This is a genomic window from Bordetella genomosp. 7 (genome assembly GCF_002261265.1).
In the GTDB taxonomy this organism is placed as follows: Bacteria; Pseudomonadota; Gammaproteobacteria; order Burkholderiales; family Burkholderiaceae_B; genus Bordetella_A.
On sequence record NZ_NEVK01000004.1, the window covers coordinates 633,900 to 657,172 of the forward strand.

Annotated in this window: 24 protein-coding genes and 1 tRNA gene; 8 read left to right on the top strand and 17 right to left on the bottom strand. The window is 63.4% G+C overall.

Annotated features, from left to right (window positions below; genetic code table 11):
* Nucleotides 1-27: 27 nt before the first annotated feature.
* The 7 genes from hscB to uvrB all read right to left on the bottom strand — a co-directional run bounded on the left by hscB (nt 28) and on the right by uvrB (nt 5,998).
* The gene (gene hscB / locus CAL19_RS10130; protein ID WP_094796694.1) at nt 28-540 is read right to left on the bottom strand and encodes a Fe-S protein assembly co-chaperone HscB; all 513 of its coding nucleotides are present in this window, start codon (nt 538-540) and stop codon (nt 28-30) included.
* 3 nt (nt 541-543) lie between these two features.
* On the bottom strand, nt 544-867 hold the full coding sequence (gene iscA / locus CAL19_RS10135; RefSeq protein WP_026638121.1) for an iron-sulfur cluster assembly protein IscA: 324 nt from the start codon (nt 865-867) through the stop codon (nt 544-546).
* A 1-nt stretch (nt 868) separates the two neighbouring features.
* Nucleotides 869-1,285, bottom strand: coding sequence for a Fe-S cluster assembly scaffold IscU (gene iscU, locus CAL19_RS10140; RefSeq protein ID WP_026638122.1), 417 nt, complete (start codon nt 1,283-1,285; stop codon nt 869-871).
* A 31-nt stretch (nt 1,286-1,316) separates the two neighbouring features.
* Nucleotides 1,317-2,528: an IscS subfamily cysteine desulfurase gene (locus CAL19_RS10145; protein WP_026638123.1), complete on the bottom strand. Its 1,212-nt coding sequence runs from the start codon at nt 2,526-2,528 to the stop codon at nt 1,317-1,319.
* Nucleotides 2,529-2,548: 20 nt separating this feature from the next.
* A complete protein-coding gene (iscR, locus tag CAL19_RS10150) occupies nt 2,549-3,088 on the bottom strand; it encodes a Fe-S cluster assembly transcriptional regulator IscR (RefSeq protein ID WP_026638124.1) in 540 nt (179 codons plus the stop codon).
* A 151-nt stretch (nt 3,089-3,239) separates the two neighbouring features.
* Nucleotides 3,240-3,731 (bottom strand): low molecular weight protein-tyrosine-phosphatase, encoded by a 492-nt coding sequence (locus CAL19_RS10155; protein ID WP_026638125.1) that lies wholly within the window; start codon nt 3,729-3,731, stop codon nt 3,240-3,242.
* Nucleotides 3,732-3,970: 239 nt separating this feature from the next.
* Nucleotides 3,971-5,998, bottom strand: a complete 2,028-nt coding sequence (gene uvrB, locus CAL19_RS10160; protein ID WP_094796695.1) for an excinuclease ABC subunit UvrB — start codon at nt 5,996-5,998, stop codon at nt 3,971-3,973.
* 75 nt (nt 5,999-6,073) lie between these two features.
* Between uvrB and CAL19_RS10165 the strand changes: the two genes are divergently transcribed.
* Together CAL19_RS10165 and lexA are read left to right on the top strand one after the other, a co-directional pair.
* Entirely contained in the window at nt 6,074-7,279 is a 1,206-nt protein-coding gene (locus CAL19_RS10165) for an amino acid aminotransferase (protein ID WP_094796696.1), read from the top strand.
* 218 nt (nt 7,280-7,497) lie between these two features.
* The gene (lexA, locus tag CAL19_RS10170; protein WP_026638128.1) at nt 7,498-8,181 is read left to right on the top strand and encodes a transcriptional repressor LexA; all 684 of its coding nucleotides are present in this window, start codon (nt 7,498-7,500) and stop codon (nt 8,179-8,181) included.
* 170 nt (nt 8,182-8,351) lie between these two features.
* On the opposite strand, the gene lon is transcribed toward lexA, so the two are convergent.
* From lon to CAL19_RS10205, 7 genes are all read right to left on the bottom strand, one after another.
* The gene (gene lon, locus CAL19_RS10175; protein ID WP_094796697.1) at nt 8,352-10,802 is read right to left on the bottom strand and encodes an endopeptidase La; all 2,451 of its coding nucleotides are present in this window, start codon (nt 10,800-10,802) and stop codon (nt 8,352-8,354) included.
* A gap of 175 nt (nt 10,803-10,977) precedes the next feature.
* Nucleotides 10,978-12,276, bottom strand: a complete 1,299-nt coding sequence (clpX, locus tag CAL19_RS10180; protein WP_026638130.1) for an ATP-dependent Clp protease ATP-binding subunit ClpX — start codon at nt 12,274-12,276, stop codon at nt 10,978-10,980.
* Between the two features lie 106 nt (nt 12,277-12,382).
* Entirely contained in the window at nt 12,383-13,036 is a 654-nt protein-coding gene (gene clpP, locus CAL19_RS10185; protein ID WP_026638131.1) for an ATP-dependent Clp endopeptidase proteolytic subunit ClpP, read from the bottom strand.
* A 4-nt stretch (nt 13,037-13,040) separates the two neighbouring features.
* Nucleotides 13,041-14,351 (bottom strand): trigger factor, encoded by a 1,311-nt coding sequence (gene tig, locus CAL19_RS10190; RefSeq protein ID WP_094796698.1) that lies wholly within the window; start codon nt 14,349-14,351, stop codon nt 13,041-13,043.
* Nucleotides 14,352-14,618: 267 nt separating this feature from the next.
* A complete protein-coding gene (locus CAL19_RS10195; RefSeq protein WP_026638133.1) occupies nt 14,619-14,825 on the bottom strand; it encodes a cold-shock protein in 207 nt (68 codons plus the stop codon).
* Between the two features lie 277 nt (nt 14,826-15,102).
* Nucleotides 15,103-15,306 carry a cold-shock protein gene (locus tag CAL19_RS10200; protein WP_026638134.1) on the bottom strand — a complete coding sequence of 68 codons (204 nt, stop codon included), beginning with the start codon at nt 15,304-15,306 and terminating at the stop codon, nt 15,103-15,105.
* A gap of 315 nt (nt 15,307-15,621) precedes the next feature.
* On the bottom strand, nt 15,622-15,939 hold the full coding sequence (locus CAL19_RS10205; RefSeq protein ID WP_026638135.1) for a hypothetical protein: 318 nt from the start codon (nt 15,937-15,939) through the stop codon (nt 15,622-15,624).
* Between the two features lie 117 nt (nt 15,940-16,056).
* Between CAL19_RS10205 and CAL19_RS10210 the strand changes: the two genes are divergently transcribed.
* Nucleotides 16,057-16,347: a DUF2513 domain-containing protein gene (locus CAL19_RS10210; protein WP_026638136.1), complete on the top strand. Its 291-nt coding sequence runs from the start codon at nt 16,057-16,059 to the stop codon at nt 16,345-16,347.
* Nucleotides 16,348-16,360: 13 nt separating this feature from the next.
* On the opposite strand, the gene CAL19_RS10215 is transcribed toward CAL19_RS10210, so the two are convergent.
* Nucleotides 16,361-16,666: a hypothetical protein gene (locus CAL19_RS10215; protein WP_419670170.1), complete on the bottom strand. Its 306-nt coding sequence runs from the start codon at nt 16,664-16,666 to the stop codon at nt 16,361-16,363.
* Between the two features lie 67 nt (nt 16,667-16,733).
* Nucleotides 16,734-16,820 (bottom strand) — tRNA-Leu (locus tag CAL19_RS10220).
* A gap of 45 nt (nt 16,821-16,865) precedes the next feature.
* On the opposite strand from CAL19_RS10220, the gene dapC reads away from it, so the two are divergent.
* From dapC to CAL19_RS10245, 5 genes are read left to right on the top strand one after another with little or no spacing between them, the layout of a single operon-like run.
* On the top strand, nt 16,866-18,062 hold the full coding sequence (gene dapC, locus CAL19_RS10225) for a succinyldiaminopimelate transaminase (protein WP_170940302.1): 1,197 nt from the start codon (nt 16,866-16,868) through the stop codon (nt 18,060-18,062).
* A 28-nt stretch (nt 18,063-18,090) separates the two neighbouring features.
* On the top strand, nt 18,091-18,912 hold the full coding sequence (dapD, locus tag CAL19_RS10230) for a 2,3,4,5-tetrahydropyridine-2,6-dicarboxylate N-succinyltransferase (protein WP_026641161.1): 822 nt from the start codon (nt 18,091-18,093) through the stop codon (nt 18,910-18,912).
* A complete protein-coding gene (dapE, locus tag CAL19_RS10235) occupies nt 18,912-20,054 on the top strand; it encodes a succinyl-diaminopimelate desuccinylase (protein WP_026641162.1) in 1,143 nt (380 codons plus the stop codon). Before dapD ends, dapE begins: the two co-directional genes overlap by 1 nt.
* 6 nt (nt 20,055-20,060) lie before the next feature.
* On the top strand, nt 20,061-20,969 hold the full coding sequence (gene prmB / locus CAL19_RS10240; protein ID WP_094796700.1) for a 50S ribosomal protein L3 N(5)-glutamine methyltransferase: 909 nt from the start codon (nt 20,061-20,063) through the stop codon (nt 20,967-20,969).
* Nucleotides 20,966-22,909, top strand: a complete 1,944-nt coding sequence (locus tag CAL19_RS10245; RefSeq protein ID WP_094796701.1) for an ABC-F family ATP-binding cassette domain-containing protein — start codon at nt 20,966-20,968, stop codon at nt 22,907-22,909. Before prmB ends, CAL19_RS10245 begins: the two co-directional genes overlap by 4 nt.
* Nucleotides 22,910-22,963: 54 nt before the next feature.
* Here the strand turns inward: CAL19_RS10245 and CAL19_RS10250 are convergent, their stop codons facing one another.
* Nucleotides 22,964-23,269: a chorismate mutase gene (locus tag CAL19_RS10250; protein WP_026641165.1), complete on the bottom strand. Its 306-nt coding sequence runs from the start codon at nt 23,267-23,269 to the stop codon at nt 22,964-22,966.
* Nucleotides 23,270-23,273: the final 4 nt, after the last annotated feature.

Below are 23,273 nucleotides of genomic sequence, written 5' to 3' on the forward strand. Positions count from 1 at the left end.
CTTGGCGCGGGCCCTTGGGGGCCGCCGTCAGCCGGGCGGCCGGCTGGCCGCGAGTTCACGCGTCAGTTTGTCGACGAACATCCACTCGCGCACCTTCGTGCCGGCGGCGGCGTAGTCGCGGCGTTCGTCCAGCAGCATGGCGAGCGTGGCGTGCATCTGTTGGCGCGCGTCGTTCAATTCGGCTTGCAGCGCGGCGTGCACGGCCGCATCGGTACGCGCGTCGTCCAGCATCTCGCGCCACTGCAGCTGCTGCATCAGAAACGCGGGATCCATCGCGGTATTGCTTTCGGTCTGCAGGTCTATGCCCGCCTGCTCGCACAGATAGCGGGCTCGCAGCAACGGATCGCGCAACTGCCTGTAGGCTTCGTTGGCGCGAGCCGCCCATTGCATGGCCACCCGCCGCTCGGCTGGGCTGGCCGTTGCGTAGCGGTCGGGGTGCACTTGCGCCGCCACGCGTCGCCAGGCTTGCTCGAGCGCCTGCGTATCGATGTCGAACTGCGCGGGCAGGCCGAACAGGCTGAAGTGATCGTCTGCCGCCAAAGGCTACACCGTGAACGACTCGCCGCAGCCGCAGGTCGCCTTTTCGTTGGGGTTACGGAACTTGAACCCTTCGTTCAAGCCCTCGCGGGCGTAGTCGAGCTCGGTCCCGTCCAGGTAGGCGAAACTCTTGGGGTCGATGAACACCTTCACCCCGAAGTTCTCGAACACCAAGTCTTCGGGAGAGGGCTCATCCACGTACTCGAGCTTGTAGGCCATGCCCGAGCACCCCGTGGTACGCACGCCCAGCCGCAACCCTACGCCCTTGCCGCGCTTCTGCAAGTAGCGCCCGATATGCGAGGCCGCCTGTTGGGTCAGGGTAATGGGCATATCAGTTCGTCGTGGCAGCCGCTACCGAATCCACGGGGGCCTCGTGCTTGGCCTTGTAGTCGTGCACTGCAGCCTTGATGGCGTCTTCGGCAAGGATCGAACAGTGGATCTTCACGGGCGGCAACGCCAGCTCCTCGGCGATCTGGGTGTTGCGGATGGACAGGGCTTCGTCCAGGGTCTTGCCCTTGACCCATTCGGTAACCAGCGAGCTCGAGGCGATGGCAGACCCGCAGCCGTAGGTCTTGAAGCGCGCGTCTTCGATGACGCCCGACTCGCTGACCTTGATCTGCAGCTTCATGACGTCGCCACAGGCGGGCGCGCCGACCATGCCGGTGCCCACGGACTCGTCGCCCTTGTCGAACGAGCCCACGTTGCGGGGGTTTTCGTAGTGATCCAGTACTTTGGCGCTGTATGCCATGGTGATTCTCCTGTGTCGGTCGCGTGCAGGCTCAGTGAGCAGCCCACTGTACGGTGTTCAGGTCTATGCCGGCCTGGGCCATTTCCCAAAGCGGCGACATGTCGCGCAACTTGCCCACGCGGCTCTTGATCAGTTCAATCGTGAAGTCGATATCCTGCTCGGTCGTGAAGCGTCCCAGCGTGAAACGGATCGAACTGTGCGCCAGTTCATCGTTGCGCCCCAGCGCCCGCAGCACGTACGACGGCTCCAGACTCGCCGACGTGCACGCCGAGCCGCTGGACACCGCCAGTTCCTTGATGGCCATGATCAGCGATTCGCCCTCGACGTAGTTGAAGCTGACGTTCAGGTTGTGCGGAACACGCTGCTCGAAATCGCCGTTCAGGTAGGTTTCCTCGATCTGGGACAGACCCGACCACAGGCGGTCGCGCAGCATGCGGACACGCTCGTTCTCGGTGCCCATTTCTTCGCGGGCCAGCCGGAAAGCCTCGCCCATGCCGACAATCTGGTGCGTGGCCAGCGTGCCCGAACGGAAGCCGCGCTCATGCCCGCCCCCGTGCATCTGCGCTTCGATGCGCACCCGGGGCTTGCGGCGCACATACAGCGCCCCGATACCCTTGGGGCCGTACGTCTTGTGCGCCGAAAACGACATCAGGTCGACTTTCAGCTTTTGCAGATCGATGGCCACCTTGCCGGTAGCCTGGGCCGCGTCGACGTGAAACACGATGCCCTTTTCGCGGCAGATCTCGCCCAGGGTTTCAATGTCCTGGATCACGCCGATTTCGTTATTGACCATCATCACCGAAACCAGCACGGTGTCCGGCCGCAACGCCGACTTGAATACATCCAGGTCGATCAGGCCATCGTCGCGCACGTCGAGATACGTCACCTCGAAGCCCTGCCGCTCGAGCTCGCGACAGGTATCCAGCACTGCTTTGTGCTCGGTCTTGACGGTGACGATGTGCTTGCCGCGCTCGGAATAGAAGTTGGCGGCGCCCTTGATGGCCAGGTTGTCGGACTCGGTGGCGCCGGATGTCCAGATGATTTCGCGGGGGTCGGCGTTGACCAGCAATGCCACTTCACGGCGCGCATTTTCGACCGCTTCCTCGGCTTCCCAGCCAAACGCGTGGCTGCGCGAAGCCGGGTTGCCGAAATTGTCGTACAACCAGGGCACCATTTTTTCGACCACGCGCGGATCGACCGGCGTGGTGGCGGAATAATCAAGGTAAATCGGGCGGGTGGTCATGAGGGAAAGGCTCCTGCTTCTTATACGGTGGCACCGGCGGCAACTGAAGAGCTCGAGGCTGCGGGGGCGCCGGCACTGCCGCGCTCTACCCGTACAGCCGCACAGCTCTGCGCCGCCTGGGAGGCTTCCTGCAACTGGCGCAGCCGCTGCTGGTCCACCAGGTCTTGCAGGGAAACGGAATCAAGATAGTCGACCATCTTGCGGTTCAGCGTGGTCCAGAGCTCGTGGGTCATGCACTTGCCCGACTTGCCGTCCTTGCCGCTGGTGCAATCGTGCTTGCCGCCACAGTTGGTGGCATCCAGGGGTTCGTCGACTGCGAAAATGATGTCGGCCACAGTGACGTTGCGCGCCAAGCGGGCCAGCGAATAGCCGCCGCCCGGGCCCCGCACGCTGTCGACCAGTTCGTGGCGGCGCAACTTGCCGAAGAGTTGTTCCAAATAGGAAAGCGAAATATTCTGGCGCTGGCTGATCGCCGCGAGAGTCACCGGACCGCTGTGCTGCCGCATGGCCAGGTCGATCATCGCGGTGACCGCGAACCGCCCTTTCGTCGTAAGCCGCATGGTGGTTTCCTGTAAAACCGGCAGGCCACCCCGGATGGGCAACCAATACCTGAGTAATTACCTCAAGTATAGCAAATTCCCGACTAAACTGCTAAGTCATCGCAGTCGCAAAAAACCGCGCCTGGGCGCGGTTTTGCGGGAAAGCTGCGGTTCAGGCAGCCTGATATTGGGTTGCGCGCTTGCGGACGAGTTCGAGCACGCCCTGACAGGCGTCTTCAAGGTAATCGAGCACTTTGCCGAAACCTTCAGGCCCGCCGTAGTAGGGATCGGGCACCGTGGCTTCTTCGAATTCGTTGGCAAAGCGCATCAGCAGCATCAGCTTGTGCTGATATTGCTTGGGACACTGTTGCTGCAACGCAGACAGATTGTCCCAGTCCATAGCCAGAATGAGGTCGAATTCGCGGAAGTCGTCGGCCGTGACCTGACGAGCCAGGCAATGGCCGATCTCGTAGCCGCGCTTACGGGCCGCCGCCTGCGCGCGCGCGTCCGGCGCCTCGCCAATGTGATAGGCGTGCGTACCTGCGGAATCCACATGTACGACATCGCCCAAGCCGGCATCGTTCACCAAATGGCGAAAAACGCCCTCTGCGCTCGGCGAGCGACAGATATTACCCATGCAAACGAAAAGTACCTTGGTCATCATGGGTGCAAGTCTGAGGGAAAACCCGGAATATAGCAAGTTTTTTTTGCATTTGCGCAGTCATGCAGCGCGCAATCACAGCCATTGTTTATCTATATCAAATCAATAGCTTATAGCGATCACTGAAAGCTTATTCTCGGTTTTTGTTGCGCCGCATTTGTAACAGCCGCGGAGCGCTGGCTGCGATGCAACACAAGGCTGTTATCAGCCCATTTTTAATGCCGATCCGGGGCCGCGCCATGCTAGGCGCCGCCGCCCAGCAAGACCTTCTGCTTGAGCGCATTGAGGGCGTCGCGCGCGGCGGCCGCCTGCTCGAATTCCAGGTTGCGCGCGTGATCGGTCATCAACTTTTCCAGGCGCCGGATTTCGCGCGCCATTGCCTTTTCGTCGGCCAGCAGTTCCGGCGCCACCGCGGCTTCGAGCGTATCGTGGCGCGCCGGGGCGACAATCCCGTCGATCAGCTCGCGCACGGCTTTGTTGACGCCGCGTGCGGTAATGCCGTGGTCGGCGTTGAACTTCAGTTGCTTGGCGCGGCGGCGCCCGGTTTCGTCGATGGCGCGCCGCATGGACGCCGTAATGTTGTCGGCATAAAGAATGGCGTGCCCGTTGAGGTTGCGCGCCGCGCGCCCGATGGTCTGGATCAGGCTGCGCTCGGATCGCAGGAAGCCTTCTTTGTCGGCGTCCAGGATGGCCACCAGCGAAACTTCGGGGATATCCAACCCTTCGCGCAGCAAGTTGATGCCCACCAGCACGTCAAAGGTGCCCAGCCGCAGGTCGCGGATGATCTCGACGCGCTCGACGGTGTCGATGTCGGAATGCAGGTACCGCACGCGCACCCCGTGCTCGGCCAGGAAATCGGTAAGGTCTTCGGCCATGCGCTTGGTCAGCGTGGTGACCAGCACGCGTTCCTGGACCGCCACCCGCCGCTTGATCTCACCAAGCAGGTCGTCGACCTGCGTGCGCGCGGGGCGCACTTCGACCTGGGGATCGACGAGCCCGGTGGGGCGCACCACCTGTTCGACGACGTTGTCAGTGTGCTCCTGCTCGTAGGCGGCCGGCGTCGCGGACACGAACACGCATTGCCGCATGCGCGCCTCGAATTCTTCGAGGCGCAGCGGCCGGTTGTCGAGCGCCGACGGCAGCCGGAAGCCATACTGCACCAGCGTTTCTTTGCGTGCCCGGTCGCCACGGTACATCCCGCCCAGCTGCCCGATGGTGACATGGCTTTCGTCGATGAACATCAGGGCGTCGGCGGGAAGGTAATCGATGAGCGTCGGCGGCGGCTCGCCGGGCGCCGCGCCCGACAAGTGCCGGGAGTAGTTTTCGATGCCCTTGCAGAAACCGAGTTCCTGCAGCATTTCGAGGTCGAAGCGGGTGCGCTGCTCCAGACGCTGGGCCTCGACCAGCTTGCCTTCGGCGGTAAGCAGCTTCAGCCGTTCGCGCAGTTCTTCCTTGATCGTTTCGATGGCGCGCAACACGGTATCGCGCGGGGTGACATAGTGCGAACCCGGGTACACGGTGAACCGGGGCACCTTCTGGCGCACGCGGCCGGTAAGCGGGTCGAACAGTTCGAGCGACTCGATTTCGTCGTCGAAAAGGGTGACGCGCACGGCGAGTTCCGGGCTTTCGGCCGGAAAGATGTCGAGCGTTTCGCCGCGGGCGCGGAAAGTCCCGCGGGTGAAATCGGCGTCATTGCGGGTGTACTGCATGGCCACCAGGCGCGCCAGCACTTCGCGGCGCGAAATGCGATCGCCGGCGCGCAGGATCAGCACCATGGCATGGTAGTCGCCGGGGTTGCCGATACCGTATATGCACGATACGGTGCCCACAATGACTGTGTCGCGCCGCTCCAGCAGGCTTTTGGTGGCCGACAGCCGCATCTGTTCGATGTGCTCGTTGATGGACGAGTCTTTTTCAATGAACAGGTCGCGTGTCGGCACGTAGGCCTCAGGCTGGTAGTAGTCGTAATACGAAACGAAATACTCCACCGCATTCTTGGGAAAGAACTCGCGCATTTCGGCGTACAGCTGGGCGGCCAAGGTCTTGTTGGGCGCCAGCACCAGCGCGGGCCGCCCCAGCCTGGCGATGATGTTCGCCATGGTGTACGTCTTGCCCGAGCCGGTTACCCCGAGCAGCGTCTGGTACATGAGCCCGTCCTGTATGCCCTGCACCAGGCTGTCGATGGCCGTGGGCTGGTCGCCAGCCGGCGGATAGGGCTGGTACAAATGGAAGGGGCTGTCGGGAAAATCGACGAATCCGGGGGCGGTCATGCTAGACTGTTTCAGGGTAAACCCCCCATTATCCACAGCGGGCCTTCTCGCGTCCACACACCTTACTGAACTCCCATGAGCTCCCTTTTCGATTCCGTCGAACTTGCGCCGCGCGACCCCATCCTGGGTCTGAACGAACAGTACAACGCCGATACCCGCCCCGGTAAAGTCAACCTGGGCGTGGGTGTGTACTACGACGACGATGGCCGTATTCCGCTGCTGTCGGCGGTGCGCAAGGCGGAAATCGCGCGCATCGAGGCCGCGTCGGCGCGGGGTTACCTGCCGATCGAAGGCATCGCCGGCTACAACAAAGGCGCGCAAACGCTGCTGCTGGGCGCGGACTCCTCGCTGGCCGCAGAAGGCCGCGTCCTGACCGCCCAGGCGCTGGGCGGCACCGGCGCCCTGAAGATCGGCGCCGACTTCCTGCGCCAGTTGCTGCCGCAATCCAGAGTGCTGATCAGCAACCCCAGCTGGGAGAACCACCGGGCGCTGTTCGAACGCGCGGGCTTCACGGTCGATACGTATGCCTACTACGACCCGGCCACTCATGGCCTGGACTTCCCGGGCATGCTGGCCTCGCTGCAGGCCGCGCCGGAACAGACCATCGTGGTGCTGCACGCGTGCTGCCACAACCCCACCGGCGTCGACCCGACGCCCGAGCAATGGCAGCAGATCGCACAGGTCGTCAAGGCGCGCAACCTGGTGCCCTTCCTCGACATCGCCTACCAGGGCTTTGGCGCAGGCCTGCAGGAAGACGCCGCGGTAGTGCGCCTGTTTGCAAGCCTGGGGCTGACCATGCTGATCAGCTCGTCGTTCTCCAAATCGTTCTCGTTGTACGGCGAGCGGGTGGGCGCGCTGACTGTAGTGGCCGGCAACAAGGACGAAGCCACGCGCGTGCTCAGCCAGCTCAAGCGCGTCATCCGCACCAACTATTCGAACCCGCCCACGCACGGCGGCACGGTGGTCTCCACCGTGCTGAATACGCCGGAGCTCTATGCGCTGTGGGAAGAAGAACTGGCTGGCATGCGCGACCGCATCCGCCTGATGCGCAAGGAACTGGTCGAGAAAATCGCCGCCGCAGGCGCCACGCAGGACTTCAGCTTCGTGCTGCAGCAACGCGGAATGTTCTCGTATTCCGGCCTGACCTCCGCTCAGGTGGACGTCCTGCGCGAGCAACATGGCATTTACGCTGTGTCCAGCGGCCGCATCTGCGTGGCGGCCTTGAACAGCCGCAATATCGACACCGTCGCCAACGCGATCGCCGCAGTCATCAAGCAGTAAGCCCGGCCACTGCGCAGCAAGGCCCGTCCGGCAAAGGACGGGCCTTTTTTGTTGCGAGTCGGCTTTCCCCGCGGCCGGATCCGCGGCGACGCTCGTCCATGCCACACCCGTGCAACAAACCGCGCAGCCGCTCCCGCTGCACGGCGCTTGCATTTTCGCCCGCGCTCGTCCAGAATCCACGCTGTATATCCATACAGTCCGCCTTTCGGATCATCGCCATGGCCACTAAACTCACCGACCGCCAGCAGGAAATCCTGGATCTCATCCGGGTTACGGTCGAGCGCACCGGTTTTCCTCCCACGCGGGCAGAAATCGCCCGCGCGCTGGGGTTCCGCTCGCCCAACGCCGCCGAAGACCATCTCAAGGCGCTGGCGCGCAAAGGGGCCATTGAACTCACAGCCGGCGCGTCGCGCGGCATACGCCTGAAAGACGCCGGCCACTCCTCCGCATCCGCTGCCGCCGCATCCGCTGCTGCATCGTCCGCGCTGGCCGGCATGGCCGACACCGTCGGGCGGCTGCTGCTGCCGCTGGTGGGCAGGGTGGCGGCCGGCAGCCCCATCCTGGCTGCCGAACACGTCGAGCGCGAAATCGGCGTCGACCCAGCCTTGTTCGCGCAGGCTCCCGACTACCTGTTGAAGGTACGCGGCATGAGCATGCGCGACGCAGGCATTCTGGAAGGCGACCTGCTCGCGGTAAAACGCGCCGCCGACGCTCGCAACGGGCAGATCATCGTCGCCCGCCTGGGTGACGACGTCACCGTCAAGCGCTTGCAGCGCCGCCAGGGTCGCATCGAGCTGCTGCCCGAAAACCCCGACTTCTCTCCCATCCTCGTCGACAACACTCAGGAATTCGCGCTTGAAGGTATTGCGGTAGGGCTGATTCGCACCCAACCGTTGCACTAAGGCGCCGCCGGCCTGGCCAAGGCGGCATCCCGCCGGCCCACAACGAGAGTCTCCGCGCCGGCAACGGTGTGCAAAAAAAATCGAACCGGCGCGGCGAGCACGCAAAAAAAAACAGGGCGCCATGTAGCGCCCTGTTTTTTTGCCCGGGCGGATAACCGCCCCTACAACCCTTAATGCTTGAAGACAGGGTCTGTCGGCGCGGGGTCGGCCGGCTTGCTGACCAGCGGCTCTTTCACGGCATCATCGTCGGCCAGGGGTTCGGGCTGGCGCTCAAGCGCCAGTTCCAGCACCTTGTCGATCCAGCGCACCGGCACGATCTCGAGCTGGTTCTTGACGTTGTCCGGAATCTCGGCCAAGTCTTTGACGTTTTCCTCGGGGATCAACACCGTCTTGATACCGCCACGATGCGCGGCCAACAGCTTTTCTTTCAAGCCACCGATGGGCAGCACCTCGCCGCGCAGGGTGATTTCGCCGGTCATGGCAACGTCGGCGCGCACGGGAATACCCGAAAGCGCCGAAACCATGGCCGTCGTGATGGCGATACCAGCCGAAGGGCCGTCCTTGGGGGTTGCGCCTTCAGGCACGTGTACGTGCATGTCGCGCTTTTCGAAAACACCGTCGGCAAAGCCCAGACGACGCGCCCGCGAGCGCACTACGGTGCGCGCGGCTTCTACCGATTCCTTCATGACGTCGCCCAGCGAACCCGTGCGCTGAATCGCGCCCTTGCCCGGCATGTCGGCGACTTCGATGGTCAGCAGGTCGCCGCCCACTTCGGTCCAGGCAAGCCCCGTGACCTGTCCGATCTGGTTCTCTTTCTCGGCCATGCCGAAGGTGTAACGCCGCACGCCCAGGTAATCGTTGAGGTTGTCGGCATTGACATGCACCGGCGCCGGCTGCGCGGGCTTGCCATCGGCCTTGGCTTTGTCGGCTTCGGACAGCAGTTCCTTGACCACCTTGCGGCAGATCTTGCCGACTTCGCGCTCGAGCGCACGCACGCCGGCTTCGCGGGTGTAATACCGCACGATATCGCGCAGGGCCGAATCATCGACCGTAAGCTCGGACTCTTTCAGCCCATTGTTCTTCATCAGCTTGGGCAGCAGGTGGTCACGAGCGATGTGAACCTTTTCGTCTTCGGTGTAACCCGACAGGCGAATGACTTCCATACGGTCGAGCAGGGCCGGCGGAATGTTCAGCGTATTGCTGGTTGCCACGAACATGACATCAGACAGGTCGAAGTCGACCTCGACGTAATGGTCCTGGAACGTGTGGTTCTGTTCGGGGTCGAGCACTTCAAGCAGGGCCGACGACGGGTCGCCGCGGAAATCCATGCCCAGCTTGTCGATTTCGTCGAGCAGGAACAGCGGGTTGCGCACCGCCACCTTGCTCATGTTCTGCAGAATCTTGCCAGGCATCGAACCAATGTAGGTGCGGCGATGACCGCGGATCTCGGCTTCATCGCGCACGCCGCCCAGCGCCATGCGCACGAACTTGCGATTGGTGGCGCGGGCGATCGACTGGCCCAGCGAGGTCTTGCCTACCCCCGGGGGGCCGACCAGACACAGAATGGGCGCCTTGACCTTGTCCACCCGTTGCTGCACGGCGAGATATTCAAGGATGCGTTCCTTGACCTTTTCCAGGCCGTAGTGGTCGTCGTCAAGTACCTTCTCGGCATTGCCGATAGAGTTGTTGATCTTGCTCTTGCGCTTCCAGGGAAGGTTGATCAGCGTGTCGATATAGTTGCGCACCACCGTGGCTTCGGCGGACATCGGCGACATCAGCTTGAGCTTCTTCAGTTCAGCGTCGGCCTTTTTGCGCGCCTCTTTGGGCATGTGCGCGGCGATGATCTTCTTCTCGAGTTCCTCGATGTCAGCGCCCTCTTCGCCTTCGCCGAGTTCCTTCTGGATGGCCTTGACCTGCTCGTTCAGGTAGTAGTCGCGCTGGCTTTTCTCCATTTGCTTCTTGACGCGGCCACGAATGCGCTTTTCGACCTGGAGGATATCGATCTCGGTTTCGAGTTGCGTCAGCAGCCCTTCAAGGCGCTCGGAGGTGCCCAGGATTTCGAGCATCTTCTGCTTTTGCTCAAGCTTGAGCGGCAGATGCGCGGCAATGGTGTCGGCCAGGCGGCCGGCGTCATCGATGCCTGCAAGCGAAGTCAGGATCTCGGGCGGGATCTTTTTATTGAGTTTGACGTACTGCTCGAACTGGGCCACGATGGCGCGGCGCAGCGCCTCGGTTTCGGCCCCCTGCACGACGTCATGCGCCACGGGGGTCACCTGGCACACGAAGTGCGATTCGGCGTCTTCGATGCTGTCGATGCGGGCGCGCTGGGTGCCTTCGACCAATACCTTTACGGTGCCGTCGGGCAGCTTGAGCATTTGCAGGATGCCCGCCACGCAGCCGATTTCATAGACGTCTTCGGGCGTGGGGTCGTCCTTGCCGGCGGACTTCTGCGCCACCAACATGATGCTCTTGCCGGCTTCCATTGCCACCTCGAGCGCCTTGATCGAACGCGGGCGCCCGACGAACAGCGGGATGACCATGTGCGGGAACACCACGACGTCGCGCAGCGGAAGCAGCGGCAGATCGATGGGTTCTGAAGGCAGGGTCTGGCTGGCAGACATAAAAAATTCCTTGTGAGACTCGGCGTATCGGTACGGACGTCCGGTCGGACGTTTTTATCCGTATGGGTTACGTCTGATATGGGAACGATAGCCGAAAAATCAAGCGGCCGGCATCCGGGCGGGCGCTATAGGCAAAAAACCCGTTACGTAACGGGTTTTTTTGCTTCATTCATTTTCAGGCTGCCGCACCTCGAACCTGGTTGCGCGCCGGCTTGTCGGGCGCGGTGGTTTCGTCGGCGTAGATCAACAGCGGCTTGCCGTCGCCGTCGATGACGTTCTCGTCGAGCACCACCCTGCCGACATTGCCCTGGGAAGGCAGATCGTACATGGTGTCGAGCAATGCCGCCTCGATAATGGAGCGCAGCCCGCGCGCGCCAGTCTTGCGCTTGAGCGCCTTGCGGGCGATGGCCTTCAGGGCCCCCGGACGCACGTCGAGTTCCGCGCCTTCCATGGCGAACAGCTTCTGGAACTGCTTGATGAGCGAGTTCTTGGGTTCGGTAAGAATTTGTACCAGCGCGGCCTCGTCAAGCTCGTCGAGCGTGGCGACCACCGGCAGTCGACCCACCAGTTCGGGAATGAGCCCGAACTTGATCAGATCTTCCGGTTCGACTTCGCTGAACAGTTCCCCTACCCCGCGCTCGGACTTGGCGCGTACCGAAGCCGAAAAGCCGATGCCGGACTTCTCGGTGCGGTCGCGGATGACCTTTTCGAGCCCGTCGAAGGCGCCGCCCACAATAAACAGAATGTTGGTCGTGTCGACTTGGACGAAGTCCTGGTTGGGGTGCTTGCGGCCGCCCTGCGGCGGCACCGAGGCCACCGTGCCTTCGATGAGCTTGAGCAAAGCCTGCTGCACGCCTTCGCCGGACACGTCGCGCGTGATCGACGGGTTGTCGGATTTGCGCGAGATTTTGTCGATTTCGTCGATGTAGATGATGGCGCGCTGCGCCTTCTCGACCTCGTAGTTGCAGTTCTGCAGCAGCTTCTGGATGATGTTTTCGACGTCTTCGCCTACGTAGCCGGCCTCGGTCAGTGTCGTGGCGTCGGCCATGACGAAGGGCACATTCAGCATGCGCGCCAGGGTCTGTGCGAGCAACGTCTTGCCCGAACCGGTAGGTCCGATGAGCATGATGTTGCTCTTGGACAGTTCGACGTCGTCGCCCTTGATCTCGCCGTGACGGATGCGCTTGTAGTGGTTGTATACGGCCACCGCCAACATGCGCTTGGGCAGGCTCTGGCCAATGACGTACTGGTCGAGGAACGTCTTGATTTCGGACGGCGTGGGCAACTCGGACCGTATGGCCGCACGCGCACTGGCCTGCGCTTCTTCGCGGATGATGTCATTGCAGAGGTCGATGCACTCGTCGCAAATGAACACCGATGGCCCCGCGATCAGCTTGCGGACTTCGTGCTGGCTTTTATTGCAGAACGAGCAATGCAGCACCTTTGCGTCGGCCGATCCCTTCTTGTCAGGCATATGTGTTTCGTATCTCTGGTGAGAATATGGCGGCCCGGGCCGGGCCGGCACATTCAGCGCTTACTCGGACGTGACGGTACCGCACTGCCCGCGGGATTACCGCGGCCTAGCTCTCGGAGCGGGATGCGAGAACCTTGTCCACCAGACCATACGATACCGCATCTTCGGCGGACATGAAGTTGTCACGCTCGGTGTCTATGGCGATGCGGTCGACGGGCTGGCCGGTATTCTCTGCCAGGATGCGGTTCAGGCGTTCGCGCAGGTCCAGGATCTCGCGAGCCTGGATCTGGATGTCGGAAGCCTGCCCCTGCGCCCCGCCCGAGGGTTGGTGGATCATGATGCGCGAGTTGGGCAGCGTGAACCGCTTGCCCTTCTTGCCCGCGGCAAGCAGGAACGCGCCCATGCTGGCTGCCAGGCCCGTGCACAACGTGGACACATCGGGCTTGACGAACTGCATGGTGTCGTAGATTGCCATGCCGGCATAGACCGACCCACCGGGCGAGTTGATGTACAGCGAGATGTCTTTGTCAGGGTTTTCCGATTCCAGAAACAGCAGCTGCGCCACGATGAGGTTGGCCGTGTTGTCGTTGACGGGGCCCACCAGGAACACGAGGCGCTCGCGCAGCAGGCGCGAGTAGATGTCGTAGGCGCGCTCGCCGCGCCCCGACTGCTCGATGACCATCGGGATGTATCCCAACCCGGTGGGCGTGACCGACGCCCCACCGTACATTGACGCGTAGAAATCGGTAAAACGCTGCATATGTTTATGCCATCCCCATCAACTGATCGAAGGCCACCTGTTCTTCAGTGACCTTGGCTTGGCTGAGCACGTGCTCAACGACGTTGTCTTCGAGCACGATAGCCTCGATTTCGGCACGACGCTGGCGATCAGCAAGGTAGTAGCTGACCACCTGAGCCGGCTGCTCGTAGTTTTGCGCGAACTCTTCGATGCGCGCGCGCACCTGCTCCGGCTTGGCCTGCAACTGGGCCTGCTTGACCAGTTCGGACACCAGCAGGCCCAGACGCACGCGGCGCTCGGACTCGGTGGTGAACATTTCGGCCGGGATCGGCACGGATTCGGCATTGGGCACACCGCGCTGCTTGAGCTCTTCGCGGGCGGCCTGCACGCGGCTCTGCACGTCGCTGTCGACCAGCGCCTTGGGCACATCGAATTTGCCGGCTTCGACCAGGGCGTCCATGACGCTGGCCTTGGTGCGGCCCTGGGTGCGAGCCTTGACCTCGCGCTCGATGTTGGTGCGGACGTCGGCCTTGAGCTTCTCGACATCGCCTTCGGCCTGGCCGAGCGCCCGGGCGAACTCGGCGTCGACCTCGGGCAGGATGGCTTCGGCCACTTCCTTGACGGTGATGGTGAATTCGGCGGTTTTGCCCGCCACTTCCTTGCCCTGGTAGTCGTCGGGGAACTTGAGCGGGAACACTTTGCTTTCACCGGCCTTCAAGCCCGTGGCCGCCGCTTCGAACTCCGGCAGCATGCGACCCTGACCCAGCACGAACGGGAAGTCCTCGGCCTTGCCGCCTTCGAACGGCACGCCGTCGATGGTGCCCGCAAAGTCGAGCGTGACGCGATCGCCATCCTGGGCGGCGCGGTCGGTGCGGGCTTCGTAGGTAGCGCGCTGCTTGCGCAGCACATCGAGCGTCTGTTGCACTTCGGCGTCGGTCACAGGCGTGGCGTAACGCGTAACGGACAAGGCCGAAAGGTCGGGCAAGGTTACTTCGGGATAGACCTCGAACGTGGCGCTGAAGGCCAGGGTGTCGTCGGCAACACCTTCAGTCTTGGGCTCGAGCGTGGGCGCGCCCGCGACGCGCAACTTGGCGCCCTCGACGGCTTGTTCAAAGGCGCGGCCGACTTGGCCGTTGATGACGTCGTAGCGGATGCCGGGGCCATGGCTGCGTTCGAGCATGGCCAGCGGAGCCTTGCCAGGACGGAATCCGGGCACCTTGGCGGTACGGGCAACGCGCTTGAGTTGCGCCTGGACTTCCTTTTCGACGTCGGCCACGGAAACCGTCAGATCGACACGGCGTTCCAGACCAGATAGGGTTTCAACCTCAGGCTGCATCAAATTTTCCGAAAGTAAGTGAACGAACAGGTAAACGGCGCATTTTACCGTAAAGCTCCAGGCCCCTGCTTGAACGGGTAGCCAGACCTGGGGAACTCCCCACCCTGTGCCGCCTGAACGGCCGGCCAATACCGGCCGGCAGGCGCAGCAACTGCCATATTTGTTTACATCTTTGTCGGCTCGCGCCGATAGCGGTCAGACAAAAACGCCCCGCCCGGCCCAGGGCCGGCGAGGCGCACGATACCCCTGCGGACAGCGCCGCAGCGGTCAGCTGGTGACTTTGATGTTCTTGGCGCTAGGGCCCTTCGGCCCTTGCCCGACTTCGAACGTCACTCGCTGGTTTTCCTGCAGCGACTTGTAGCCTTCGCTGCTGATTTCCGAGTAATGCGCGAAAAGGTCTTTACTGCCGTCGTCGGGAGTAATGAACCCGTAACCCTTTTCAGCGTTGAACCACTTGACGATGCCTGTTGCCATGGATGTGCCCTTCACCTTCGGAATAGCGATTGCTCGCGGGACGCCAGATCTTCAAGGATGGGATGGGCAACTGGCTACCGTGTACGGCGACTGGAGCGGCGACCACGTCGCTTGAGAATCTCGCTCAGCCAGTGTATGGGGGAACCCGGAAACGCGTCAACGCCCGTACACGAGCGCGCCCGGGATGAACGCGCGCGTCTGCCCCGGCGCCGGACAGACCGACTGGATGGCGCACCAATAAAAAAGCCCCCGAAGGGGCTTTTTTAGTGCCAGGAGCTTAGATCACCTGGATTTTCGTGGCTTGCGGACCCTTGGGGCCGTTAGCGGTCACGAAGCTGACGCGTTGGTTTTCTTCCAGGGACTTGAAGCCGTTGGCCTGGATTTCCGAGAAGTGCGCGAACAAATCCTTGCCGCCCGCTTCCGGGGTAATGAAGCCGTAGCCCTTTTCCGAGTTGAACCACTTAACAACGCCGGTTTCCATACTGTATTTCCTAGAGATAATGGGCAAATGCCCGGGGGTCACGAATCAACAAGGAGGGGACAGTAGAACAATAACGCTGGCCGGAAAAGGCACTGCACTGAACGAAAATCGCAACGCTTGAGATCGTGTCCCGACACTATCGTTAGGTTCCCCTCACAAGTCAACATAATCCTCAAAAATACGTGCCAATAATGCAACAAAGCGAAACGGCACACGGGTGATATTGGAACCAATCCGCGTCCGAGCGGTCCGCGCGCGTCGCGCGAAGGCCGGGCAAGCCTGTGGCGCCGGGCCGCAATCGCGCGCCAGCGCGCGCTAGTCGAGGGGAACGCCCAGGAGATCCAGCGCCGCGTTGTATGCGTCTTCATCCGCGCACAGGAACACAACCACATCTGCCGGATTGACGTTTTCGAGCACCTGGTCCACCTGCTCTTGCGCGGTATCTACCGCATCGACCGCAGCCACATGGATATCGGCACCGGCCTCGGCTTTGTCGCGCGGCACGATATCGGCCACCATTTCGAGGTCGGGCGCGCCAATGACGACGTAAGCGTCGATACGCTCGCCGTCGAGCGTGGTCTCGAGGTGCACGCCGTGCGCGATTGTTGCAACTTGACGACTGGTTATATCCATGGCTTATGCATCCGTAGGTGTGCGCCGGGCCGCGACTATACCAGCCGCATCGGAAACTGTCGCACGCACCACACAAGTGCTGGTATGGTGTGATCTGGTCTTGTCCGGGAGCGGCCCATGCAGCGTGATTTTGATCTGGTGGTAACGATTTTGAGTGAACTGCGCAATGCCGATGCGGCGTCGCTGTCGCAGCAGGATATCGAGGCGGCCGTGGCGGCCAGCATGCCGGACGCGCCGGCCACTGCCGTGATGGTGCACCATCTGGACATCCTTGCGGACGCGGGGCTCATCTCCATGGTCGCGCAAAACGGCCAGGCAAGCCAACCGCATTGGCGCTTGACGTGGAAAGGACACGATGCGCTGGACCAGCAGGATGAAGACGACGAGGAGCCGGAAGACGACGACTGAGCGCGCCGCGGTGTCAGGCGCTGCCGGGCGGCAGGCGCCTGACCCTGCGCAGGCGCCACACCTTGCGCGACACCAGTGTGGCGGCCGTGCCGATGACCAGTGAAAACATGAAGGCTGCAACGGCCAGCAAGGTGACGATATCGCCGAGCCCGGCGCGGCCGGCAAGCACAACCACCAGCACCACCACCAGGGCCGATATCGCCGCGACGCCCGCCAGGCTGCGCGCCACGGTCGCGCAACGGCCCAGCAGCGCGCCGCCGGCCAATGACGCGGCCACGATGGCCGCCATGGCCCAGAAAAGGTCTTCGTAGTGTTGCACGGTGACTCTTGCTGATGGGGCCGACCCGGCCCCAGCCGCCGCCCGTTCAGGCTGCGGCGAAATGAGTTGGTGCGAAGGGCGGGACTCGAACCCGCACACCTGTTACGGCGTCAGGACCTAAACCTGGTGCGTCTACCAATTTCGCCACCTTCGCAAAGCCAAGCCCGGTATTGTAGCTTGCTTGCTAAAATCTTGCGTCATGAACTCGCGCCTTGATGCCCTGCACTCTTATCCCTTCACGAAATTGCGGGCGCTGCTTGAATCGGCCGGCCCCCCGCCGGCCGATATTGCTCCCATCGACCTGTCGATAGGCGAGCCCAAGCACGCCGCCCCTGCCTGCGTAGGGCAGGCGCTTTGCAACAATCTCGGGGGCTTGTCGGTGTACCCGGCCACCAAGGGCGACCCCGCGCTGCGCGCGGCCATTTCCCAGTGGCTGGCGCGCCGCTACAGCATTCCTGCTCCCAACCCTGACACCCAGGTGCTGCCGGTGCTCGGTTCGCGCGAAGCCTTGTTTTCGTTCGCACAGACGGTGCTGGACGCAGCACAACAGCCGCTGGTGGTGTGCCCCAACCCCTTCTACCAGATCTACGAAGGCGCGGCCTTGCTGGCTGGCGCACAGCCCTACTACGTCAATGCCGACCCGTCGCGCAACTTTGGCTGCGACTGGCTGGGCGTGCGCGAGGCGACATGGCGGCGCACGCAGCTGGTGTTCGTCTGCACGCCGGGCAACCCCGCAGGCAACGTCATGCCGCTGGAAGACTGGCGCATCCTGTTCGACTTGTCGGACCGCTATGGTTTCGCCATTGCGTCAGACGAGTGCTATTCGGAGATCTACTTCGAGGAGGGCGACGCGCCGCTGGGCGCCTTGCAGGCGGCTCGCAGGCTCGGGCGCGACGACTACAAGAATCTGGTGGTGTTCTCGAGCCTGTCCAAGCGTTCGAACGTGCCGGGACTGCGCTCGGGCTTTGTTGCAGGCGATGCGCGCCTGCTGGACCGCTTCCTGCTGTACCGGACCTATCATGGCAGCGCCATGAGCCCGGTTGTCTCGGCCGCCAGCGTCGCGGCCTGGAACGATGAAACCCATGTGCGCGACAATCGCGCCCAATATCGCGAAAAATTTGCCGCCGTCGTGCCGCTGCTGCAGCCCGCGCTCGATGCCCGGCATCCGCAGGCATCTTTCTACCTGTGGCTGCCGGTGGCCGGGTCGGACACGGCATTCGCACGCGATCTTTACGCACGCACCGGCGTTACCGTGCTGCCGGGCAGCTACCTGGCCCGCGAAGCGCACGGGGTCAACCCCGGCCATGGCCGCATCCGCATCGCCCTGGTAGCGCCCCTGGCACAATGCGTCGAGGCCGCGGGCCGCATTGCCCAGTTTGTTCGCACCACGCTTTGATCAACCCTTTTTACGTAGCTGAGCCGTTATGACTCTCGATCTTCAGACCACCATCGAAAACGCCTGGGAAAACCGTACCAGCCTGTCGCCCGTCGACGCCACCGCCGAAGTGCGCGAAGCCGTCGACCAGACCATCGCCGCGCTGGATCTGGGCCGCCTGCGCGTGGCCGAGAAAACCGAGGCGGGCTGGATCGTGCACCAATGGATCAAGAAAGCCGTGCTGCTGTCGTTCCGCCTGTACGACAATGCCATCATGGGCCAGTCGCCCATGCAGTTCTACGACAAAGTGCCGCTGAAGTTCGCTGAATTCGGCGACACCGCATTCCAGCATGGCGGCTACCGCGTTGTACCACCCGCCGTAGCGCGCCGGGGCGCCTTCATTGGCCGCAACGTCGTGCTGATGCCGTCGTATGTGAACATCGGCGCCTATGTCGATGAAGGCACCATGGTCGACACCTGGGCCACGGTGGGCTCGTGCGCGCAGATTGGCAAGAACGTGCACTTGTCCGGCGGCGTGGGCATCGGCGGCGTACTCGAGCCCCTGCAAGCCAACCCCACCATCATCGAAGACAACTGCTTCATCGGCGCGCGCTCGGAAGTCGTGGAAGGCGTCGTCGTTGAAGAAAACTCGGTGCTGGCCATGGGCGTGTACCTGTCGCAAAGCACCAAGATCTACGACCGCGCCACGGGCAAGGTCACGTACGGCCGCATACCGTCCGGCTCGGTCGTGGTGCCCGGTTCGCTGCCGGCCGAAGACGGCTCGCACAGCCTGGCTTGCGCGGTGATCGTCAAGCGCGTCGATGCGCAGACCCGCGCCAAGACCAGCATCAACGACCTGCTGAGGGCCTGATGACCGCCAACAGCGCCGTACTCGCGCTGGTGCGCGAGCTGATCGCCCGCCCTTCGGTCACGCCGGATGACGTCGACTGCCAGGTGCTGCTCGCGCAGCGCCTGGAGCAGGCAGGCTTTCGCTGCGAGACCATCGCCCGCGGCGGGGTCACCAACCTTTGGGCACGGCGCGGCAGCGCCGGCCCCCTGGTGGTGTTCGCCGGTCACACCGACGTGGTGCCGCCCGGCCCGCGCGAAAAATGGGATAGCGACCCGTTCGTGCCGACCGAACGCGACGGCCACCTGTATGGACGCGGGGCGGCCGACATGAAAAGCTCGATTGCCGCCTTCGTGGTGGCGGCCGAGGAATTCGTGGCCGCCCATGCCGGCCACGCCGGCTCGATCGGGCTGCTGCTCACCTCGGATGAGGAAGGCCCCGCGGTGGATGGCACCGTCATCGTCTGCAACGAACTGCAGGCGCGCGGCGAACAGATCGATTACTGCATCGTGGGCGAACCCACGTCGGTGGACGTGCTCGGAGATACCTGCAAGAACGGGCGGCGCGGCTCACTGTCGGGCCGGCTCACCGTCAAGGGTATTCAGGGTCACGTGGCTTATCCCCACCTGGCGCGCAACCCGGTACACCAGCTGGCCCCCGCCCTGGCGGAACTGGCGGCCACGGAATGGGACCGCGGCAACGAGTACTTTCCACCCACCACGTTCCAGGTATCCAATTTGCGGGCCGGAACGGGCGCCACCAATGTCGTGCCTGGCGAGGCGGTCGTGCTGTTCAACTTCCGGTTCTCGACGGCCAGCACGCCGGACGGCCTGAAGCAGCGCGTCCACGCGATGCTGGACAAGCACGGCCTGGAATACGAACTGCAATGGGAACTGGGTGGCGAGCCCTTCCTGACACCCCGCGGCACGCTTACCGACGCGCTGGTCGAAGCCATACGCGCCGAAACAGGGGCGGCGGCCGAACTGTCCACCACGGGCGGCACATCCGACGGCCGCTTCATCGCCAAGATCTGCCCGCAGGTCATCGAGTTCGGTCCGGTCAACGCCACGATCCACAAGGTCAACGAGCGCATCGCGCTCGACGCGCTCGAACCCCTGAAGAACATTTACCGGCGCACGCTGGAAAATCTGTTGCTGCCCCGCTAGGAATTCATGCCACCTGCTTCTCACCCCGAATTGCAGACACTGCGCGACCTGATCCGCTACGGCGTCTCGCGCCTGCGCGAGGCCGGCGTCGCGCTGGGCCACGGCAGCGACAACGCCTGGGACGAGGCTGTCTACCTGGTCTTGCATGCCCTGCACCTGCCACTGGACACGCTGGACCCGTTCATCGACGCCAGGGTGCTGCCCGACGAACGCGCGCGCGTGCTCGACCTGCTGGAACGGCGCGTAACCGGGCGCATGCCGGCGGCCTATCTCACCCAGGAGGCCTGGCTGTGCGGACATCGGTTTTATGTCGACCCGCGCGTCATCGTGCCGCGCTCGCCTATTGCAGAACTGCTGGAGCAAGGCCTGGCGCCCTGGGTCGAGCCTGACGCGGTAGGCACGGCACTGGACATGTGCACGGGCTCGGGCTGCCTGGCGATCCTGGCTGCGCTGGCGTTTCCCGATGCGCATGTCGATGCCGTGGACGTTTCGGCAGACGCGCTGGAGGTGGCGCGCCGCAACGTCGACGACTACGGCCTGCAGGACCGCCTTACCCTGTATCGCAGCAACCTGTTCGACGAACTGCCGCAACGCGCCTATGACGTGATCGTCTGCAACCCGCCATATGTAAACAGCGGCTCGATGGCCGCCCTGCCCCAGGAATATCGCCACGAGCCCAGCCTGGCGCTGGCCGGAGGCGTGGATGGCATGGATCTGGTGCGCAGCATTCTGGCTGCCGCGCCGCGTTACCTGGCGCCGCAAGGCGTGCTGGTGCTCGAAATCGGGCATGAGCGCGAACACTTTGACGCGGCTTTTCCGCAGCTGCAGCCCGTGTGGCTGGACACCGAAGCGGCCAGCGACCAAATCTTGCTGCTCGCACGCGACCAGCTCGCCCCGCATACGGCCACGCCGTGATACGCGCTACAGGATTGACCTTGCGTCGCGGCACCAAGGTGCTGCTCGAAGGCGCAGATTTCGTGGTGAACCCGGGCGAGCGCGTGGGGTTCGTTGGCAAGAACGGCGCCGGCAAATCATCGTTATTCGCCTTACTTACCGGCAGCCTGGATCCGGACGCCGGCACACTGGACGTGCCGGCCGGCTGGCGCATTGCGAGCGTGCAACAGGAAATCGCCGCCGATGATCGCCCGGCGCGGGAATTCGTCATCGACGGCGACACGCACCTGCGCGATCTGCAGGCGCAACGCGCGGCCGTGCCGGACGACCAGGGCACGCGCATCGGCGAACTCGAGGCCGCACTGTCCGAAGCAGGTGCCTGGAGCGCCAATTCGCGCGCCGAGCAGCTGCTGGCTGGGTTGGGGTTTGCTCCGGACGAATGGCTCAGGCCTGTGGCCAGTTTTTCGGGCGGATGGCGCATGCGTCTGGCGCTTGCGCGGGCGCTGATGGCGCCTTCCGAACTGCTGTTGCTGGACGAGCCCACCAACCACCTGGACCTGGACGCGATGTTGTGGCTGGAGAAGTGGCTGGCCGCCTATTCCGGCACGGTGCTGCTGATTTCGCACGACACCGAATTCCTGGATGCGGTCGCGCGCGTCATCCTGCATTTCGACCACGGCAAACTGATCCGCTATCGCGGCGGTTACCAGGACTTCCTGACCCAGCGCGCCGAAAGGCTACGCCAGACCGGGCTTGCGCATGAGCGCCAGGCGCGCGAAGCTGCCCGCCTGCAGAGCTTCATCGACCGCTTCAAAGCCAAGGCTTCCAAGGCCAAGCAGGCCCAAAGCCGCGTCAAGGCATTGGCGCGCATGGAAGCATTGGCGCCGGTACATGCCGAGGCAGGCATCGATATACGCATCCCGTCGCCCGACCATATGCCAGACCCGCTGCTGGCGCTGGAAAATCTGGCCGCGGGCTATACCGATGCATCCGGAACGCAGGTGCCCATTCTGCGCGACGTCACCCTGATGGTGCGCGCCGGCAGCCGCATCGGCATACTCGGCGCCAACGGGGCAGGCAAGAGCACCCTGATCAAGACCCTGGCTGAAGAGCTGCCGGTGCAGGCCGGCCAGCGACGAGCGTCGCGGGGCCTGGCGATTGGCTATTTCCACCAGCACCAGCTCGACATGCTGGATCTGCAGGCCACCCCACTGGCGCACCTGGCACGCCTGGCGCCCGATGCGCGCGAACAGGAACTGCGCAATTACCTGGGCGGATTCGGCTTTTCGGGCGACGCGGCCACCGGCCTGGTGGGCCCGATGTCCGGCGGCGAAAAGGCGCGGCTGGCACTGGCATTGATTGTCTGGCAGAAACCCAACCTGCTGCTGCTGGACGAACCCAGCAACCACCTGGACGTCGAAACACGCGAGGCCCTGGCCACGGCCCTGGCCGAGTTTTCCGGCAGCATGTTGCTGGTGTCGCACGACCGCCATCTGCTGCGCACCACTGTCGACAGCTTCTGGATTGTGGCCGATGGCCAGGTGCGCGAGTTCGATGGCGACCTGGAAGACTATCGTGACTGGCTGAACCAACGCAACGCCGCGATGCGGGCCGAGGCGCGCGCAGAAACCGCGGCCCGCGATCCGGACAATGCTGCGCCCGACCGCAAGACCCAGCGCCGCCTCGAAGCGGAACAACGCCAGAAACTGGCGTCGCTGCGCAAGCCGCTACAGACGCAGCTGGACAAAGTAGAACGCGAAATGGACCAGTTGCGCCAACGGTTGCACGCACTGGACGCGCTGATCGCGGACCCCGATCTTTATTCGGACGCCCGCCGCGTCGAGCGGCAGCAGGTGATGGCCGAACATGGCGAACTGGCCAAGCGCCTGGATGTGCTTGAAGAAGAATGGCTGCAAGTCCAGACATCACTGGATGAACTGGCCGCCTCGTCCGGCAACTGATCGCCCCCAGCCATGGCGCAGGGCCTGTCCCGGCACTGCGCCATGCGGGCCGCGTTACGAGTACGGGCGATCGCGCTGCTGGCGATGATCGGCCACGACCACATCGATAATGGCACGCAGGATCGTCACGGCAAGATCAGGAGGCACGCCGGCGTCGATGGCAACATCGCGGATACGCTCGAGCTGCTGTTGAGCGCGCTCTTGATCAAAGGGATCCAGCCCGCCCGCCTGCTTGAGCTCGGCGATCATGTCGGTGCAGCGAAACCGCACGCCCAACAGCAGCATGATCTGTTGATCGATCTCGTCTACTTCGGCGCGCAGAGCCGCCAATTCGGTTTGGGTGTCGTCGCTGCTGCCCATGTGC

What these genes read in the sequence shown, in the direction of transcription:
- CAL19_RS10200 (WP_026638134.1), bottom strand. Translation starts at nt 15,306, where the DNA reads ATGGAAACCGGCGTTGTTAAGTGGTTCAACTCGGAAAAGGGCTACGGC.
- CAL19_RS10145 (WP_026638123.1), bottom strand. Translation starts at nt 2,528, where the DNA reads ATGACCACCCGCCCGATTTACCTTGATTATTCCGCCACCACGCCGGTC.
- CAL19_RS10155 (WP_026638125.1), bottom strand. Translation starts at nt 3,731, where the DNA reads ATGATGACCAAGGTACTTTTCGTTTGCATGGGTAATATCTGTCGCTCG.
- iscU (WP_026638122.1), bottom strand. Translation starts at nt 1,285, where the DNA reads ATGGCATACAGCGCCAAAGTACTGGATCACTACGAAAACCCCCGCAAC.
- CAL19_RS10250 (WP_026641165.1), bottom strand. Translation starts at nt 23,269, where the DNA reads ATGGGCAGCAGCGACGACACCCAAACCGAATTGGCGGCTCTGCGCGCC.
- uvrB (WP_094796695.1), bottom strand. Translation starts at nt 5,998, where the DNA reads ATGACCGCCCCCGGATTCGTCGATTTTCCCGACAGCCCCTTCCATTTG.
- lon (WP_094796697.1), bottom strand. Translation starts at nt 10,802, where the DNA reads ATGTCTGCCAGCCAGACCCTGCCTTCAGAACCCATCGATCTGCCGCTG.
- prmB (WP_094796700.1), top strand. Translation starts at nt 20,061, where the DNA reads ATGCCACCTGCTTCTCACCCCGAATTGCAGACACTGCGCGACCTGATC.
- CAL19_RS10210 (WP_026638136.1), top strand. Translation starts at nt 16,057, where the DNA reads ATGCAGCGTGATTTTGATCTGGTGGTAACGATTTTGAGTGAACTGCGC.
- dapE (WP_026641162.1), top strand. Translation starts at nt 18,912, where the DNA reads ATGACCGCCAACAGCGCCGTACTCGCGCTGGTGCGCGAGCTGATCGCC.
- CAL19_RS10205 (WP_026638135.1), bottom strand. Translation starts at nt 15,939, where the DNA reads ATGGATATAACCAGTCGTCAAGTTGCAACAATCGCGCACGGCGTGCAC.
- tig (WP_094796698.1), bottom strand. Translation starts at nt 14,351, where the DNA reads ATGCAGCCTGAGGTTGAAACCCTATCTGGTCTGGAACGCCGTGTCGAT.
- clpX (WP_026638130.1), bottom strand. Translation starts at nt 12,276, where the DNA reads ATGCCTGACAAGAAGGGATCGGCCGACGCAAAGGTGCTGCATTGCTCG.
- dapD (WP_026641161.1), top strand. Translation starts at nt 18,091, where the DNA reads ATGACTCTCGATCTTCAGACCACCATCGAAAACGCCTGGGAAAACCGT.
- CAL19_RS10165 (WP_094796696.1), top strand. Translation starts at nt 6,074, where the DNA reads ATGAGCTCCCTTTTCGATTCCGTCGAACTTGCGCCGCGCGACCCCATC.
- iscR (WP_026638124.1), bottom strand. Translation starts at nt 3,088, where the DNA reads ATGCGGCTTACGACGAAAGGGCGGTTCGCGGTCACCGCGATGATCGAC.
- lexA (WP_026638128.1), top strand. Translation starts at nt 7,498, where the DNA reads ATGGCCACTAAACTCACCGACCGCCAGCAGGAAATCCTGGATCTCATC.
- CAL19_RS10195 (WP_026638133.1), bottom strand. Translation starts at nt 14,825, where the DNA reads ATGGCAACAGGCATCGTCAAGTGGTTCAACGCTGAAAAGGGTTACGGG.
- clpP (WP_026638131.1), bottom strand. Translation starts at nt 13,036, where the DNA reads ATGCAGCGTTTTACCGATTTCTACGCGTCAATGTACGGTGGGGCGTCG.
- iscA (WP_026638121.1), bottom strand. Translation starts at nt 867, where the DNA reads ATGCCCATTACCCTGACCCAACAGGCGGCCTCGCATATCGGGCGCTAC.
- dapC (WP_170940302.1), top strand. Translation starts at nt 16,866, where the DNA reads ATGAACTCGCGCCTTGATGCCCTGCACTCTTATCCCTTCACGAAATTG.